This window comes from Microbacterium sp. T3-8 (assembly GCF_055398145.1).
In genome coordinates, this window is the sequence record NZ_AP027918.1 from 1,238,101 (window position 1) to 1,254,074 (window position 15,974).

15 protein-coding genes and 1 pseudogene are annotated in these 15,974 nt (G+C 69.0%); 10 read left to right on the top strand and 6 right to left on the bottom strand.

Annotated features, from left to right (window positions below; translation table 11 throughout):
- Positions 1-111: 111 nt before the first annotated feature.
- From ACZ5Y9_RS05870 to ACZ5Y9_RS05885, 4 genes are read right to left on the bottom strand one after another with little or no spacing between them, the layout of a single operon-like run.
- Positions 112-849 carry an ABC transporter ATP-binding protein gene (locus tag ACZ5Y9_RS05870; protein WP_247623176.1) on the bottom strand — a complete coding sequence of 246 codons (738 nt, stop codon included), beginning with the start codon at positions 847-849 and terminating at the stop codon, positions 112-114.
- The gene (locus tag ACZ5Y9_RS05875) at positions 846-1,862 is read right to left on the bottom strand and encodes an ABC transporter ATP-binding protein (protein WP_372491560.1); all 1,017 of its coding nucleotides are present in this window, start codon (positions 1,860-1,862) and stop codon (positions 846-848) included. Before ACZ5Y9_RS05875 ends, ACZ5Y9_RS05870 begins: the two co-directional genes overlap by 4 nt.
- Complete coding sequence (locus ACZ5Y9_RS05880) at positions 1,852-2,829, bottom strand: branched-chain amino acid ABC transporter permease (RefSeq protein ID WP_247623175.1); 978 nt, start codon at positions 2,827-2,829, stop codon at positions 1,852-1,854. The genes ACZ5Y9_RS05875 and ACZ5Y9_RS05880 overlap by 11 nt, the downstream gene beginning before the upstream one ends.
- A 5-nt stretch (positions 2,830-2,834) precedes the next feature.
- Entirely contained in the window at positions 2,835-4,097 is a 1,263-nt protein-coding gene (locus ACZ5Y9_RS05885; protein WP_372491580.1) for a branched-chain amino acid ABC transporter permease, read from the bottom strand.
- A gap of 366 nt (positions 4,098-4,463) precedes the next feature.
- On the opposite strand from ACZ5Y9_RS05885, the gene guaB reads away from it, so the two are divergent.
- From guaB to ACZ5Y9_RS05925, 8 genes are all read left to right on the top strand, one after another.
- Positions 4,464-5,966, top strand: coding sequence for an IMP dehydrogenase (guaB, locus tag ACZ5Y9_RS05890; RefSeq protein ID WP_247623174.1), 1,503 nt, complete (start codon positions 4,464-4,466; stop codon positions 5,964-5,966).
- 200 nt (positions 5,967-6,166) lie between these two features.
- Positions 6,167-7,210 (top strand): response regulator, encoded by a 1,044-nt coding sequence (locus tag ACZ5Y9_RS05895; protein WP_247623173.1) that lies wholly within the window; start codon positions 6,167-6,169, stop codon positions 7,208-7,210.
- A gap of 1 nt (position 7,211) precedes the next feature.
- On the top strand, positions 7,212-8,198 hold the full coding sequence (locus tag ACZ5Y9_RS05900) for an ATP-grasp domain-containing protein (RefSeq protein WP_464472532.1): 987 nt from the start codon (positions 7,212-7,214) through the stop codon (positions 8,196-8,198).
- Positions 8,195-8,908: a PHP domain-containing protein gene (locus tag ACZ5Y9_RS05905; RefSeq protein WP_464472533.1), complete on the top strand. Its 714-nt coding sequence runs from the start codon at positions 8,195-8,197 to the stop codon at positions 8,906-8,908. Before ACZ5Y9_RS05900 ends, ACZ5Y9_RS05905 begins: the two co-directional genes overlap by 4 nt.
- A complete protein-coding gene (locus ACZ5Y9_RS05910; protein WP_464472534.1) occupies positions 8,905-10,395 on the top strand; it encodes a glycosyltransferase family 2 protein in 1,491 nt (496 codons plus the stop codon). Before ACZ5Y9_RS05905 ends, ACZ5Y9_RS05910 begins: the two co-directional genes overlap by 4 nt.
- Complete coding sequence (locus ACZ5Y9_RS05915) at positions 10,392-10,535, top strand: hypothetical protein (protein ID WP_247632743.1); 144 nt, start codon at positions 10,392-10,394, stop codon at positions 10,533-10,535. The genes ACZ5Y9_RS05910 and ACZ5Y9_RS05915 overlap by 4 nt, the downstream gene beginning before the upstream one ends.
- Positions 10,532-10,879 (top strand): response regulator, encoded by a 348-nt coding sequence (locus tag ACZ5Y9_RS05920; RefSeq protein WP_247623168.1) that lies wholly within the window; start codon positions 10,532-10,534, stop codon positions 10,877-10,879. The genes ACZ5Y9_RS05915 and ACZ5Y9_RS05920 overlap by 4 nt, the downstream gene beginning before the upstream one ends.
- Complete coding sequence (locus ACZ5Y9_RS05925; protein ID WP_464472535.1) at positions 10,876-12,675, top strand: sensor histidine kinase; 1,800 nt, start codon at positions 10,876-10,878, stop codon at positions 12,673-12,675. The genes ACZ5Y9_RS05920 and ACZ5Y9_RS05925 overlap by 4 nt, the downstream gene beginning before the upstream one ends.
- A gap of 63 nt (positions 12,676-12,738) precedes the next feature.
- Here ACZ5Y9_RS05925 and ACZ5Y9_RS05930 read toward each other — a convergent pair whose 3' ends face one another.
- Together ACZ5Y9_RS05930 and ACZ5Y9_RS05935 are read right to left on the bottom strand one after the other, a co-directional pair.
- A complete protein-coding gene (locus ACZ5Y9_RS05930) occupies positions 12,739-13,347 on the bottom strand; it encodes an FAD-dependent oxidoreductase (protein WP_464472536.1) in 609 nt (202 codons plus the stop codon).
- Positions 13,348-13,361: 14 nt separating this feature from the next.
- Positions 13,362-13,871, bottom strand: a pseudogene (locus ACZ5Y9_RS05935) (FAD-dependent oxidoreductase); the annotation flags it as partial.
- A 38-nt stretch (positions 13,872-13,909) separates the two neighbouring features.
- Between ACZ5Y9_RS05935 and ACZ5Y9_RS05940 the strand changes: the two are divergent.
- On the top strand, positions 13,910-15,025 hold the full coding sequence (locus tag ACZ5Y9_RS05940) for a GuaB3 family IMP dehydrogenase-related protein (protein WP_247633994.1): 1,116 nt from the start codon (positions 13,910-13,912) through the stop codon (positions 15,023-15,025).
- Between the two features lie 59 nt (positions 15,026-15,084).
- Positions 15,085-15,837, top strand: coding sequence for an SURF1 family protein (locus tag ACZ5Y9_RS05945; protein ID WP_247624719.1), 753 nt, complete (start codon positions 15,085-15,087; stop codon positions 15,835-15,837).
- Positions 15,838-15,974: the final 137 nt, after the last annotated feature.

The following is a 15,974-nucleotide window of genomic DNA, read 5'->3' on the forward strand; positions in this document are numbered from 1 at the left end:
GGATGCTCGCATCCGGGGCCTTCCTCGTACGGGCAGGTAGCCATGACTGCACCGCCGTGCGGCATGCGAAAGGGGCGGGACGCCGAAGCATCCCGCCCCTCGTCGAAGCGCTCAGGCGACGTCGTCGGCGAGCGTCCCGAGGTACAGTCCGATGACCTTGGGGTCGCTCAACAGCTCGCGCCCGGTGCCTTCGTACGCGTCCTTGCCCTGGTCGAGCACATAACCGCGGTCGCAGATCTGCAGGCAACGGCGAGCGTTCTGCTCGACCATGATCGTCGTCACACCCGCTTTGTTGATGTCCGAGACGCGGATGAACGCGTCGTCCTGACGCACGGGGGAGAGGCCGGCCGAGGGCTCGTCGAGCAGCAGCACCGACGGGTCCATCATGAGCGCCCGCGACATCGCGACCATCTGCCGCTCACCGCCCGAGAGCGACCCGGCGCGCTGCTTGAGACGCTTACCGAGCTCGGCGAAGATGCCGGTGACGAACTCGAGGCGCTCCGCGTAGATCTTGGGGTTCTGGTAGAGCCCCATCTGCAGATTCTCCTCGATCGACAGCGAGGGGAAGACGTTGTTCGTCTGCGGCACGAAGGCCACTCCTCGCTTGACGAGCTTGTCGGCCTTGAGGCCCACGATGCTCTCGCCGTTCAGCGTGATCTCTCCACCGCGCACGTTGACGAGACCGAACATCGCCTTGAGCAGCGTCGATTTGCCGGCGCCGTTCGGGCCGATGATGCCGATCAGCTCGCCCTGACGCGCGACGAGATTCGCGCCGTTGAGGATGTTCACGCCGGGAAGGTAGCCCGCGTGGACGTCCGTGAGTTCGACGACCACCTTGTCTTCGCTCATGCGTTGTCCTTCGTGTCGGAGTCGACGGGATCCGTCGCCTCGAGCTCTGCCTCTGCCTCGGCCTCGATCTGTTCGCGGATGCGCGCAGCCTCGGCGTCGGCGACGACCGGAATGCGACCGGTGACGGCACCGAGGTCGACGTCCTGGTGGGCGCCGAGGTACGCGTCGATGACCGCGGGGTCGTCCATCACCTGGTCGGGCGGACCTTCGGCGACGACGCGGCCCTCGGCCATGACGACGACCCAGTCGGCGATGTGGCGTACCATGTGCATGTCGTGCTCGACGAAGAGCACGGTCATGCCCTGATCCTTGAGGTCGAGGATGTGGTCGAGCAGCGACTGGGTGAGGGCCGGGTTCACGCCGGCCATTGGCTCGTCGAGCATCACCAGCGTCGGGTCGCTCATGAGCGCCCGGGCCATCTCGAGGAGCTTGCGCTGACCGCCCGAGAGCGCGGCGGCGAAGTCCTTCTCCTTGGCGTCGAGCTTGAAGCGCGCGAGCAGCTCACGGGCCTTGCCCTCGATCTCGGTGTCCTGCGCGCGCCAGAGGAAGGGGAACAGGCTCGACCAGAAGCCCTCTCCGCGCTGCCCGGTGGCCCCGAGCTTCATGTTCTCGAGGACCGTGAGCAGCGACAGCGACTTCGTGAGCTGGAACGTGCGCACCTGACCCATGCGGGCCACCTTGAACGACGGGATGCCCGACAGGTTCTTGCCGTCGAACGACCAGGTGCCGCTGTTGGGCCTGTCGAAACCGCAGAGCAGGTTGAAGAGAGTGGTCTTGCCGGCGCCGTTCGGTCCGATGAGCGCCGTGATGGCGCCGCGGGGGATCTCGAGGTGCTCGACGTCGACGGCGGTCATGCCGCCGAATCGCCGCTGCACCGCGTCGACGACGAGGATCGGGTCGACCTTGGCGACGCCGGGCTTGACCTCGCCCTTCGTCAGACCGGTGGTCTTCGGACGCTTGATGCTTCCCGTCGCCGGCGCGGCGGCCGGCTCGGGGGTCAGTTCACTTGACAAAGGTCATCTCCCTCTTGTCTCCGAGGATGCCCTGCGGGCGGAAGATCACGAGCAGCATGAGTGCGACGCCGACGACGATGTAGACGACGGTCGCCGCCTGCTTGTCGGTCATCGGCAGCAGGCCGGCGTTCGCCAGCTGCGGCAGGAGGCTCGCGAGGAACGCGTTGACCACCCAGAACAGGACCGCTCCGAGCGTCGGGCCGAACACGGTGGCCGCGCCGCCGAGCAGGAGGATCGTCCAGAGGAAGAACGTCAGCGACGTCGAGTAGCTGCCGGGGACGACCGCCGACGGGAGGACGAAGACGATTCCGCCTGCCGCGCCGAGCACACCGCCGACGACCAGCGCCTGCATCTTGTAGGCGAAGACGTTCTTGCCGAGCGAACGCACGGCGTCCTCGTCCTCGCGGATGCCCTTGAGCACGCGCCCCCAGGGGCTGCGCATCAGCGCCCAGACGAGGAGCACGGCGAGGGCGAGCACGATGAGCCCGAACACGCGGTTCCACAGGTCGTTGGCCGTGTACGTCCACGGGCCGAACCCGTAGGTTCCCGGGGGGAACGGGTTCGCATCGCGGAAGCCGCCGTTGTACTGCGCGAGGCCGTCGGCGGAGTTCGTGAACTCGTCGAAGACCTGCGTGGTGAAGAGCAGGCGCACGATCTCGCCGGCCGCGATCGTGGCGATGGCCAGGTAGTCGGCGCGCAGACGCAGGGTCGGGATGCCGAGGAGCACGGCGAAGAGCGCGCCACCGAGCAGGCCGATGAGCATGCCCACGAACCACGGCAGCCCGAACGAGAGCACGGAGATCGCGTAGCCGTAGCCGCCGATGGCCATGAAGGCCGCCATGCCGAAGTTGAGCAGTCCGGCGTAGCCGAAGTGCACGGCGAGGCCCGTGGCGGCCAGCGCGTATGCCAGCGTGATGGGGCTGAAGAGGTAAGCGGCCGTGTTGGTGAAGATGGATCCGAAGTCCATGATGATCAGCCCAACCTTTCCTTGCGGCCGAGCAGGCCCTGCGGTCTGACGAGAAGGATCACGATGAGGATGACCAGGGCGCTCGCGTACTTCAGGTCGGAGGGGATCCAGAGGGTCGACACTTCGACGGCCATACCCACGATGAGCGAGCCGACGAGCGCGCCGAAGGCGGTGCCGAGACCGCCGAGCGTGATCGCGGCGAAGATGAGCAGCAGCATCTGCATGCCCATGTTCCAGGTCACTCCGGGGCGGAAGTAGCCCCAGAGCACGCCCGAGATCGCGGCGAGCGTTCCGGCGAGGATCCAGACGTACCGGACGACCCGGTCGACATCGATGCCGGATGCGGCGGCGAGCTGCGGGTTGTCTGAGATCGCCCGCGTGGCCTTACCGACCCGAGTGCGAGTGAGGAAGAACGCCACCCCGATGATCACGACGATGCTGACGCCCATCGCGATCATGTCGATGTACGACAAGGAGATGGGTCCGAGCCGGATGGGCTCGGGGCTCGCGCCCGGGAGCTGGTAGGTGCCGCCACCGATCATGTACTGGAAGAGGTAGCGGAGCGCGAGCGAGAGGCCGATGCTGACGATCATCAGCTGCACGACTCCCAGCCCGCGACGCCGCAACGGACGCCAGAGACCGGCATCCATGGCCCAGCCCAGCAGACCGCCGGCGATCACGGCCGCGGCGATGCCGAGCCACGGAGGAAGCATCCAGAGGGAGGTCGTCACGACTCCGACGAGCCCGCCCCAGGTGACCATCTCGGCGTGTGCGAAGTTCGACAGTCGCGTCGTGCCGTAGATGAGCGCCGCGCCCATCGACGCGAGTGCGAGGAGCAGGCCGAAGTTCAGGCCGCCCACGAGTCGCGACGCCAGCTGGTCGATGAAGCTGACGGTGATGCGCTCGCCCTCGCCGAGGAAGAGGTTGAGGATCTTGGTTCCGGTGAGACCGAACTCCACCTCGAACGATGCCGTCGTGCCGGAGATCGGCTGCGTGCCCTCGGGGAGGAGCGACGCGTCGACGATCACACCGTCGGGGAGCGTCTCCTCGTTCACCGTGATCGTGTACGTCTCCTTCTCGGGCACGTACAGGCGCCACTTGCCCTCGGCATCCGTCTCGGTCTCACCCTCGAAGCCGCTGCCGGAGACCGAGAGCTCGACGCCCTCGACCGGCTCGTCGTCGAAGGTGATGACCCCGCCGAAGTAGAAGTCGGTGACCTCTTGACCGTCGTCTGTCGTCTCTGCCGAGGCGGCGAGCGGCGGCTGCATGAGGATCGCGCCGAGTGCGAGCAGCACTCCGATGAACGCGACCAGCCACGGCTTCTTCCGGTGGACGGCGATTGTTGTGGATCCCACGCAACCTCCAGGGTGAGTGCACCTTCGCACAGACTTCGACCGTCTCGGGTTGGACGACGCACTTGACTGTAGTGGGCGATCTGCGTTTCGCCTACACCTTTAATCTGATCGAAATGAGAGCGGTACCAATACACCGGTGGGCCGATCGGGGTCGTCACGGTGCCCGGCTCCGGGAATGTTCTCGGCCGCTCTCCGCTTAGAATCTTCATACGGTTTCCCGGCCGGATCCGGCCGGCCCCACGAACTCGGCGTCGCGCGACACGCGCAGGAGGAGCATCCATGGAACAGCACGATCCCTTCGGTTTCGTCGGACTGACGTACGATGACGTCCTGCTGCTTCCCGGGCACACGGATGTCATCCCCAGCGAGGCCGACACCTCCTCGCGAGTGACACGTCGCATCTCGGTCGCCACTCCTCTTCTCTCCAGCGCGATGGACACCGTCACCGAGGCGCGCATGGCGATCGCGATGGCGCGCGAGGGCGGCATCGGCATCCTGCACCGCAACCTGTCGATCGCCGATCAGGCGTCGCAGGTCGACCGCGTCAAGCGCAGCGAGTCGGGCATGATCACCGACCCGATCACCACGACCCCCGACGCGACCGTCGAAGAGGTCGACGCGCTGTGCGCCCAGTACCGCATCTCGGGCCTGCCCGTCGTCGACGGCGACGGCCGTCTGGTCGGCATCATCACGAACCGCGACATGCGCTTCGTCTCGGGCTTCGAGCGCCAGTCGACCCTCGTGAAAGACGTCATGACGTCGGAGGGACTCGTCACCGCATCCGTCGGCGTGGCCGCCGGCGAGGTCATCGCCCTCTTCGCGAAGCACCGCGTCGAGAAGCTCCCCCTGATCGACGCCGACGGCAAGCTCGCCGGACTCATCACGATCAAGGACTTCGACAAGAGCGAGAAGTACCCCCTCGCCACCAAGGACGACCAGGGTCGCCTGCGTGTCGGTGCGGCGATCGGCTTCTTCGGCGACGCGTGGGAGCGCGCCGAGGCGCTGCGCGACGCCGGTGTCGACGTGCTCGTCGTCGACACCGCCAACGGCCAGTCGCAGGGTGTCATCGATCTCGTCAAGCGCCTCAAGGCGGACGAGTCCTTCGCGCACATCGACATCATCGGCGGCAACGTCGCGACCCGCGAGGGTGCACAGGCGCTCGTCGACGCGGGAGTCGACGCGGTCAAGGTCGGCGTCGGCCCCGGCTCCATCTGCACCACCCGCGTCGTCGCCGGCGTCGGTGTGCCGCAGGTGACCGCCGTGTACGAAGCCTCCCTCGCCGCCCGCCCCGCGGGCGTGCCGGTGATCGCCGACGGCGGGCTGCAGTACTCGGGCGACATCGCCAAGGCGCTCGTCGCCGGTGCGGATGCCGTGATGCTCGGATCGCTCCTCGCCGGCACGGACGAGTCTCCCGGCGAGATCGTCTTCCAGTCCGGGAAGCAGTTCAAGCAGTACCGCGGGATGGGGTCGCTCGGTGCCATGCAGACGCGTGGCAAGCAGACCTCCTACTCCAAGGACCGCTACTTCCAGGCCGATGTCCCCAGCGACGACAAGCTCATCCCCGAGGGCATCGAGGGGCAGGTCCCGTACCGCGGACCGCTCGGCGCCGTCGCGTACCAGCTCGTCGGCGGACTCCGTCAGTCGATGTTCTACGTCGGCGCCCGCACGATCGAAGAGCTCAAGACTCGCGGAAAGTTCGTGCGCATCACCTCGGCAGGGCTCAAGGAGTCGCACCCGCACGACGTGCAGATCGTCGTGGAGGCGCCCAACTACAAGAAGTGATCCGCTCGCGCGGATGAGGCGAGGGACGGATGCCGCGGCATCCGTCCCTCGTTCTCTGCGTGGCGTCGCGCGCCGTCAGGCGAAGGGCGTGTGCCACAATCGTGAGGAACCTGCTCGCCCTTTCCCGCGTGCTTCCGGTGGCGAACGCATCGGTGGTATACCGCCCCCAACGGTCGGGAATCTCCCCAAGGAGAGCCGAATTGTCCGTAGATGCCATCCGCGTCCTCGTCGTCGATGACGACCAGGACGTCTCCCTGCTCGTGAAGACGGTGCTCGAGCGACGGGCCGGGTGCGTGGTCGACCTCGCCCCCGACGGTCTCGTCGCGGTCGAGAAGGTCGCCGAGATCCGCCCCGACGTCGTCATCACCGACATCGAGATGCCCGGATTGAACGGACTCGAACTCCTGGCGGAGTTGCGTCGCAAGGTGCCGGCGGTGCCCGTCGTCGTCATGACCGCCCACGTCTCGGTGGAGTACGCGGTCTCGGCGCTCCGCGCCCAGGCCGACGAGTTCCTGACCAAGCCGCTCGACAACGCGCGTCTCGTCGAAGTCGTGCGCAACCTCGCCGAGGAAGGCCGCCGCCGTCGCGAGGAAGGGCGCCGCAAGGAGATCGTGCTCGCGGTCGGAGCCCATCCCGACGACGTCGAGATCGGCGTCGGGGGAGTGCTCGCGGCGCACGCCGCCGCGGGCGACGAGATCACCATCCTCACCCTGTCGCGAGGCGCGCGCGGAGGCGATGCCAACAGCCGTCAGAACGAATCGCTGGCCGCCGCCGAGCTGATCGGCGCCCGCCTGTTCCTCAAGGACCTGGTCGACACGGAGATCTCCGGTGGCGGGTCGACCGTGCGTCTGATCGAAGAGGTCGTCGAGCAGATCCAGCCCACGATCGTCTACACGCACTCCGCGCACGACCGTCATCAGGATCACCGCGCCGTGAACGAGGCGACCACGGTCGCCACCCGCCGCGTCGGCACGGTCGCCTGCTACCAGAGCCCCTCGTCGACGATCGACTTCCGGCCCACGCGTTTCGTGCGCATCGACGGCTTCGTCGACCAGAAGCTGCGCCTGCTCGACTGCTTCGGATCGCAGACCGCGAGCCGCGCCTACCTCGAGCCGGAGTTCGTGCGGGCGACCGCTCGGTACTGGTCGCGCTTCGGTGGCGGCGTGGCGGTGGAGCCGCTCGAGATCGTCCGCGAGACGGCGGCCTTCGTCGGCGCTCATGAGCTCACCCGACAGGAGGGCTGACATGGCCCGCGTCCTCGTGACCGGAGCCGGAGGCCCCGCCGGCGTCGCCGTCATCCGCTCGCTGCTGCGCCGACCGGAGCTGACGGTCTTCGCAGCCGACATGGACGGCTGGGCGGCAGGTCTCTACCTCGTGCCCGCCGAGCAGCGGCGTCTGGTGCCGCCGGGCAAGGCCGACGGCTTCGTGCCGGCTCTCGCGCAGTTGGTGGTCGACGACCGCCTCGACCTCGTGATCTCGACCGTCGACGTCGAACTCATCACGCTCGCCCGCCGACGCGAGGAACTCGCCCCCGCCGTCCTCGCCGCGCCCTCGGCCGACACCCTCGACACCGCGCTCGACAAGCTGCTGCTCGCCGAGCGGTGTGCCCCCACCGGACGCGCACCGCGCACCGTGCTGGCCGGTCCCGACGCGCTCGCGATCGAGTGGGAGTTCCCCGTCTTCGCCAAGCCCCGCCAGGGGGCGGGGAGCCGCGGCATCCGCCTGGTGCCCGATCGGGCGGCGCTCGACGCGCTCCCGCTCGACGAGGGACTGATCGTGCAGGACTTCCTGCCCGGTGAGGAGTACTCGGTCGACGTCATCGCCGATGCCGCGGGGAGGGTCGTCGCCGCGGTGCCGCGCACCCGCGCGCGTGTCGACTCCGGCGTCGCGATCGCCGGGCGCACCGTGCACGATCCCGAGCTCGAGGAGACCGCCGCCGAGATCGCCCGGGCGATCGGGCTGGTGGGTGTCGCCAACGTGCAGCTGCGCCGCGACCGCACCGGAGCCGCCGTGCTGCTCGAGGTCAACCCGCGATTCCCCGGCGCGCTGCCGCTCACGATCGCGGCGGGCGTCGACATCCCCTCGCTGGTGGTCGACCTGTTCCTGGGGGCCGAACTGCCCGAGCGGCTTCCGTTCCGGGAGCTCGCCTCGGTGCGCTTCCTCGAGGACATCGTGGTCGAGATCGATGACGTGCTCGTCTCGGAGCACGCCGGTCACCAGGAGGAAGCGTGAGCATCGGCATCCTCCGCGGCGATCACCACGTCCACTCCACCTTCTCCGACGACGCCGTCTCGACTCCCGAGGAGAACGTCGCGGCCGCCGTCGTCGCGGGCCTCGAGACCCTCCGCATCGTCGACCACGTGCGCCGCGACACCACCTGGGTGCCCGAGTACGTCTCCGCGATCGCGGCCCTGCGCGTGCCCGAGGGGCTGACCGTGCTCACGGGGGTCGAGGCCAAGATCCTCGACACCGCGGGTACTCTCGACATCCCCGAGCTGCCGGCGGGGATCGATCGCATCCTGATCGCCGACCATCAGTTCCCCGGGGTCGACGGGCCCCTCGGCCCGACCGCCGTGCGCGAACGCATCGCCGACGGGTGGGCGACGACGGACGTGCTCGACGACTTCGTCGCCGGAGTCATCGCCGCGATGGAACGCCACCCGGGCAACCAGCTCGCCCACTGCTTCTCGCTGCTGCCGAAGATCGGTCTCGCCGAGAGCGACCTGGGCGAGGAGCGCCTCACGGCGTGGGCGCAGGCCGCGGCTCGCACGGGCACGCTCGTCGAGGTCAACGAGAAGTGGGGATGCCCCGAGCCCGCGTCGCTGGCCGCGCTCCGCGCCGCCGGTGCGGAGCTGGTGGCCTCCACCGACAGCCATGATGCCCGTGACGTGGGCCGGTACGCCCGCGTGCGCGACCTGCTCGGGGCGGAGGCGCTGCCGTGATCGACCAGCTCGAATGGTGGCAGACGGCGATCGTCATCGTGCTCATCCTCTGCATCCTCGTCGGCACGCTGCCCGTCATCAACACGGGGCTGCAGTTCCTCTCGCTGCCGATGCACGCGTTCCGCAACCACTACGGGAAGGCGGCCCCGCATCACCCGAACGTCGCGGTGATCATCCCCGCGTGGAACGAGGGGCTCGTGATCGGGCCCGCGATCGAACGGCTGCTGCAGCTGCAGTACCCGGAGGAGCGGCTGCGGATCTTCGTCGTGGACGACGCGTCCACCGACGACACCCCTGACATCGTGCGGGCCAAGGCGGCGCAGCACCCCGGACGCGTGGAGCACCTGCGGCGCGAGGTCGGCGGCCAGGGCAAGGCCCACACACTGAACCACGGACTCGACATCGCCCTCGCCGACCCGTGGACCGAAGCCGTGCTGATCATGGACGCCGACGTCATCTTCGCCCGCGACGCACTGCGCAAGCTCACCCGGCACCTCGCCGACGAGAAGGTCGGCGCGGTGACCGCGTACATCGCCGAGGGCAGCCGTGATCGCAACTACCTCACCCGGTTCATCGGGGTCGAGTACATCATCGGCCAGCTCTCCGCCCGACGCACCCAGAACGTGCTCGGGGCGATCGCGTGCCTCGCCGGCGGGGCGCAGCTCCATTCGCGGGCGAACCTCGAGGCGATCGGCGGACGGATCCCCACCGGCACCCTCGCCGAGGACACCATGACCACCTTCGAGGGCCAGTTGAAGGGGCGGCGGGCGGTGTTCGAGCCCTACGCCGTCGTGCTGGCCGAGGAACCCCGCACGATCGACGCACTCTGGAAACAGCGTCTGCGGTGGGCGCGCGGCAACGTGCAGTTGACGTCGATCTACAAGCACCTGTGGTTCCGACCGAGCCCCGATCACCAGCTGGGCAGCTTCTCGTTCGGGCTCGCATGGTTCACGATCCTGCTGCTGCCGGCCTTCATGCTGGTCGCGGCGACCGCGCTCGTGATCCTGCTGATCTTCCACAGCGACATCGCGGAGTTCGTCTTCCGGTTCATGTGGATCGCGGCCGCGTGCATCTATCTGTTCTCGATGCTCTATGCCGTGCAACTCGACGGGCGCATCGGTCGGCACTCCTGGCGCGAGGCCATCATGTTCCCGGGCCTCGGCGCGCTCATCCTCATGGCCATCGCGCTGTTCCCCTGGGCGTTCGAAGACGCCGTGCTCGCCCTCGGCGGGTCGCTGAACGACGACACCCTCTTCGTCTGGGCCCTCGTCTTCTACCTCTGGGGCCCGATCTCGATGCTGGGCGTCTGGCTCGCCCGGGCCGTCGAGAAGCTGCCGGGCGGGCGGTTCTTCGCCGGCCTCCTGCTCTACATCTGCGGATACGGCTCGTTGCTGTGCGCCATCACCGTGGATTCCTACATCAAGGAGTGGCGTCGCGCCGACGCCTCTTGGATCAAGACCGAGAAGGTCGGACGGGTCGACTCATGACCGAGATGCCCACACCCCAGGCCGAGGCCGAGGAGATCGAGCAGGACGCACGCTCCGAGAAGCGGCTGGTCTGGCAGGCTCTCGCCGCTATCGCCGTCGTCGTCGTGGTGGTCGTCGTCCGCGAGATGTTCCTCCGATGAGCGCACGCCCGTTGGCCCTCGTGGTCGAGGACGACCTCGACCAGATGTCGCTGCTGCGTCGTCATCTCGACCGCGAGGGCTTCGACGTGTTCTCCGCCGGTGACGCCGAGTCGGCGATCTCGGCCTTCCCGCACATCGACCCCTCGCTCGCGGTGCTCGATCTGCTGCTCCCGGGTATCTCCGGCACCGAGTGCGCGCGCCTGGTGCGGGAGACTTTCCCGCGGTGCTTCCTCGTGATCAGCTCCGTGCTCGACGTGACGTCGTACCCGACGGCGGATGCCGCGCTCCCCAAGCCCGTGCGCGGGGCAGCCCTGCGCCGGGCCGTCGCGGGAGTCGACCGATGAATCGTTACGAGTCCTTGGGCACGGCGGCCGCCCCCGCTCCCGTGCAGCGCGGGTGGCAGCGGTACTTCGACGACCCGACACCGCTCATGAAGCAGGGCCCCACGGCCATCGCCGTCGGCGTCGCAGGGCTGCTCGTGATCGCGGTGCCCGGTATCCAGGCCACGAATCCGGCGGCGGCGATCGTCGGTATCGCTCTGGTGGGGCTCGTCACCGCACTCGCCGCGGTCCTCGCGGCACGGGGCGTTCACGACGGCTGGATCGTGCTCCTCATCCCCGCCGTGGACATCCTGGCCATCGGAGTGCTGCGTGTCGGCACAGGGGGAACCGCGTCGCTGTTCTCGTCGTTCGTCCTGCTCCCGGTGATCTGGCTCGCCGCCTCACCGGGGTTGCGTCCGGTCTTCCTGATCGGGGTCCTGACGTCGATCGCTTTCCTGATGCCGATCGCGCTCGACTCGGCAGCCGGCGAGCTCGCCTGGCTCCGCGGCGTGATCAGCCCCCTCGTCTTCGCGGTGGCCGGGGCGATCGTCAACGAGCTCTCACGTCTCCAGCGTCTGCGCACCGCTCAAGCGGAGGCGCTCGTCGTCGAGCGCACGGCGGCGCTCTCGGCCAACCTCTCGATGGTCCAGCAGCTCCAGGCCAGCGAGAAGCAGTACCAGTTCCTCCTGGAGTCGTTCAGCAGCCTGTGGAGCTCGATCACCGCCCAGGCGGTCATCGCCACCGACCGCAAGGGCGTCGTGATCGCCTGGAATCCCGGGGCGGAGCGCCTCATCGGTCTGTCCGTCGACGAGGCGCTCGATGATGTGACCGTCGATCGCTTCTTCGATCCCTCGGCACTCGGCCTGTTCGCCGATCCCGCGACTCCCCGCTCGCTCGACGACCCGACCGGGATGCGCGCCCTGCTCGACGAGGTCGACGAGGGCCGCACGGTCGAAGCCGATGTCGACATGACCACCGCCGGCGGATCGAGCGTGCCCGTGCGTCTCACACTGTCGCTGTACCAGGGGACGGATGGCGCACAGCGCGGCTATCTGCTCGTCATCACGGACGAGACCAAGGCCGTCGAGGTCGCGCGCCTCAAGGACGAGTTCGTGGGCATGATCTCGCATGAGCTGCGCACGCCGTTGAGCGCGATCATCGGGTTCCTCGACCTGCTGCAGAACGATCCGGAACAACCGTTGACCGCTGACCAGCAGGACTTCGTGGCTGTGATCGAGCGGAACGCGAAACGCCTTCTGAACCTCGTCGGCGACCTGCTCTTCACCGCGCAGGCGGAGTCCGGCCGATTCCCGCTCGAGAAGGCGGAAACCGACCTCTCCGCTCTCGTGCGATCCGCCGTCGAGTCGTCCGGGCCGAACGCTCAGAAGAACGGCGTGGAGCTCCTCTCCGACATCCCGGCGGAACCCATCCGTCTCCTCGTCGACGCCGGCCGAATCGGTCAGGCGATCGACAATCTCCTGTCGAACGCGATCAAGTTCACGCCGAGCGGCGGACGAGTCACCGCGCGCCTGGAGATGCGCGAGGGCGAAGCGCGCATCTGCATCGAGGACACCGGTTTCGGGATCCCGGAGGAAGAGCAGGGGATGCTGTTCACTCGCTTCTTCCGCGCCTCGACGGCGACCCGGAACGCGGTGCCCGGAGTGGGGCTCGGGCTGACGATCACTCGCGCCATCGTTCAGGCGCACGGCGGGACCATGAGCATGAGCAGCGAGGTGGGGAAGGGAACCGAGTTCTGGTTCACTCTTCCGGTCGAGCTGCGCACGGAAGCGCTGCGTCTCGAGGGCCTGCGCAACGTCTGACATCCCGGTGAGGGGTCACGACTCGCCGCGTGCGGACGCCGTCCTGCGGCGTGTTCCGACCTCTCAGCTCACGTGGGGGAGCCGGAACGGCTCGGCGGCGCGCGCCGACTCGTCGAGCGCGAGATCCGCGAGCGTCGCCCCGATCCCGGTCGCGAACTTGAACCCGTGGCCCGAGAAGCCCGCTCCGACGACGATCCGGCCGCGTCGGTCGAGGACGAACGCGCCGTCGTCGGTCGAGGTGTACGTGCAGCTGATCGGCACCGCGCTCGCCGCGTCGAGTCCCGGCATCCACTCGCGCACGTAGCCGGCGAGAGTGTCGAGATGCGTGGGGACGTGCGGGCGGGCGTCGGGATCGACCTCGTCGCCCACGCGGTGGAAGCCGACCTTCACGCCCTCCCCGGGAGTGGGCATGCCGTAGACGGTCGCGGGGTACTCCGCCGGATCGACGTAGTGGTTGAACGACGGCCAGACGGCGTCGTCGACCGGCGCGAAGTGCGCGGGCGTCTCCTCGGTGACCGTGAGGCGGGGGAGCCCGAGCTCTCCGACCAGGTTCCGGCTCCAGGCGCCGACCGTGACCACCACGGTCTCGGCGCGCAGGTGCGAGCCGTCGGCGAGAGAGCGATGTCGATGCCCTCCCCGCGGTCGTCGATCGTGGCGACCGGCGTGCTCCATCGCACGTCGCCGCCCGCGGCGAGGATGCGGCGCTCGAACTCGATCAGGGCAGCGGATGCGCGCACGACGCCGGCGTCGGGCGACCACAGCGCGTCGTCGTCGAAGCGCATGCCGGCCCAGCGGCGGGCCGCCTCGCCTGCGGAGAGCACCTCGGCCGGGATGCCGCGCGCGGCCAGGCGCTCGTGGATCCGCCGCAGGTCGACATCACCGTGCGTGACGAGGCCGTGCAGCCGCAACAGGGGAGCCCCGCCGACGTCGCCGAGCGAGTCCCACCCCTCCCGCGCACGCACGAGGAGGTCGAGGTAGTGATCCTCGTCGTAGGCGTTGTTGAAGTTGCGCGTGGCTCCGTGCGACGCCCCCTCGCGATGGCCGCGGGCGAACCGCTCCAGCACGACGGGACGCTTCCCGCGTCGTGCGAGCTCCCAGGCGGTGGCGAGTCCCATGACCCCGCCGCCCACGACGACGACCGCTGCGGCATCCGCTCCCATGCATCCTCCCGATGTCGCTCCCAGTCTCCCAGCCATCGACCGCCTCCGCGCCCGGGTAGTCTGGAGTGGTGACCATGGAGATCGAGCTCGGCCGAGGAAAGCGCGCGCGTCGCGCGTACACGTTCGATGACATCGCGGTGGTGCCCTCGCGGCGCACGCGCAACCCGGAGGACGTGTCGACCGCCTGGACGATCGACGCCTTCGGCTTCGGCATCCCCGTGCTGGGGGCGCCGATGGATTCCGTCGTGAGCCCGCAGACGGCGATCATGCTCGGGCAGCTCGGCGGCCTCGGCGTGCTCGACCTCGAGGGCCTGTGGACCCGGTACGAGAACCCCGAGCCGCTGCTCGCCGAGATCGCCGGCCTCAGCGACTCTCAGGCGACCGTGCGCATGCAGCAGCTGTACTCGGAGCCGATCAAGCCCGCGCTCATCACGCAGCGTCTCGCCGAGATCCGCGAGGCCGGCGTCACCGTCGCCGGTTCGCTCACGCCGCAGCGCACCCAGGAGTTCTACGACACGGTCGCCGCGGCCGGGGTCGACCTGTTCGTGATCCGTGGCACCACGGTGTCGGCGGAACACGTCTCGAGCGACGTCGAGCCCCTCAACCTCAAGAAGTTCATCTACGACCTCGACGTGCCCGTCATCGTCGGCGGCGCAGCCACCTACACGGCCGCGCTGCACCTCATGCGCACGGGCGCGGCCGGTGTGCTGGTCGGCTTCGGCGGGGGAGCGGCGTCGACCACGCGCGCGACCCTCGGCATCCACGCGCCGATGGCGACCGCCGTCTCCGACGTCGCGGCGGCGCGTCGCGACTACCTCGACGAGTCGGGCGGACGCTACGTGCACGTCATCGCCGACGGCGGCGTGGGCACCTCCGGCGACATCGTGAAGGCACTGGCGATGGGGGCGGATGCCGTCATGCTCGGCGTCGCGCTGGCCCGCGCCACCGATGCGCCCGGTCACGGCTACCACTGGGGCCCCGAGGCCCACCACCCGAAGCTGCCGCGCGGTCGTCGCGTGCAGGTCGGAGGGATCGGCACGCTCGAGGAGATCCTGTACGGCCCCGCTCCCGTGGCCGACGGCACCGCGAACCTCATCGGCGCGCTGCGCAAGTCCATGGCGACCACCGGATACTCCGACCTCAAGGAGTTCCAGCGGGTCGAGGTCGTCCTCGCCCCGTACGAAGCCTGATCCTCCGTATCGCCGCCGTGTCGTCCGCCCCGCTGTTCCCGCCGACCCTCCGTGAGGTGATGCTGCGCGGGCGATGGATCGGCATGCTGCTGTTCTGCCTGCTGGTGGCCGGCGTGTTCGCCTGGCTCGGCCAGTGGCAGCTCGAGCGTGCGATCGAGACCGACCCGCCCGAGCCGGGCGCGACGGAGCAGGTGCAACAGCTCGATGAGGTCGTGGAACCGGGGCAGTACCTTCCCGAGCCGCTCGTCGGTCAGCGGGTCGAGACCTCGGGCACCTGGGTGCCCGGCGACTTCCTCGTCGTCTCGCAGCGCTACAACGACGGCGTCGAGGGCTACTGGGTGACCGGTCAGCTGCGCGTCGCCGAGCGCACCTCGATCGCCGTCGCGATCGGATGGGCACCCGACCGCGAGAGCGCGGACGCGGCGATCGACGAGCTGAACGCCGATGACGGCGGCACCGTCGAGATCGCCGGCCGCATCATCTCCGACGAGGGACCGGTCCCGCCGCCGCACGACGAGCCCGACCGGATGAACCGGATGTCGACGGCCGCGCTGCTCAGCTTCTGGCACGACACCGACCAGCTCGACGTGTATCGGCCGTATCTCGCCGCGATCGAGGCATCCGCCGGGCTCGTCGACATCGATTCGCCTGCGCCGAACGAGATGTCGCCGGTCAACTGGCTCAACGTGTTCTACGCCGTCGAGTGGGCGATCTTCGCGGGCTTCGCCTTCTACCTCTGGTACCGCCTGGCGAAGGACGCGTGGGAGCGCGAGGTCGAGGAATTCGAGGACGCCGCCGCGGCGTCCGCCTGACACGCGCACCTCGGGAACGCGGCCGTGCGCGGCCGGTGAGCAGTCGGTGACCAAACGGCGAACACCATTGAGGATGTCGGACCCTCTCCGTAGGGTCGAAGACATGCGCGCGTCCGGACACACGCTCCGGGCGCTCG

What these genes read in the sequence shown, in the direction of transcription:
- ACZ5Y9_RS05920 (WP_247623168.1), top strand. Translation starts at nt 10,532, where the DNA reads ATGAGCGCACGCCCGTTGGCCCTCGTGGTCGAGGACGACCTCGACCAG.
- ACZ5Y9_RS05900 (WP_464472532.1), top strand. Translation starts at nt 7,212, where the DNA reads ATGGCCCGCGTCCTCGTGACCGGAGCCGGAGGCCCCGCCGGCGTCGCC.
- ACZ5Y9_RS05885 (WP_372491580.1), bottom strand. Translation starts at nt 4,097, where the DNA reads ATGCAGCCGCCGCTCGCCGCCTCGGCAGAGACGACAGACGACGGTCAA.
- ACZ5Y9_RS05925 (WP_464472535.1), top strand. Translation starts at nt 10,876, where the DNA reads ATGAATCGTTACGAGTCCTTGGGCACGGCGGCCGCCCCCGCTCCCGTG.
- ACZ5Y9_RS05945 (WP_247624719.1), top strand. Translation starts at nt 15,085, where the DNA reads ATGCTGCGCGGGCGATGGATCGGCATGCTGCTGTTCTGCCTGCTGGTG.
- ACZ5Y9_RS05880 (WP_247623175.1), bottom strand. Translation starts at nt 2,829, where the DNA reads ATGGACTTCGGATCCATCTTCACCAACACGGCCGCTTACCTCTTCAGC.
- ACZ5Y9_RS05870 (WP_247623176.1), bottom strand. Translation starts at nt 849, where the DNA reads ATGAGCGAAGACAAGGTGGTCGTCGAACTCACGGACGTCCACGCGGGC.
- ACZ5Y9_RS05915 (WP_247632743.1), top strand. Translation starts at nt 10,392, where the DNA reads ATGACCGAGATGCCCACACCCCAGGCCGAGGCCGAGGAGATCGAGCAG.
- ACZ5Y9_RS05940 (WP_247633994.1), top strand. Translation starts at nt 13,910, where the DNA reads ATGGAGATCGAGCTCGGCCGAGGAAAGCGCGCGCGTCGCGCGTACACG.
- ACZ5Y9_RS05930 (WP_464472536.1), bottom strand. Translation starts at nt 13,347, where the DNA reads ATGGAGCACGCCGGTCGCCACGATCGACGACCGCGGGGAGGGCATCGA.
- guaB (WP_247623174.1), top strand. Translation starts at nt 4,464, where the DNA reads ATGGAACAGCACGATCCCTTCGGTTTCGTCGGACTGACGTACGATGAC.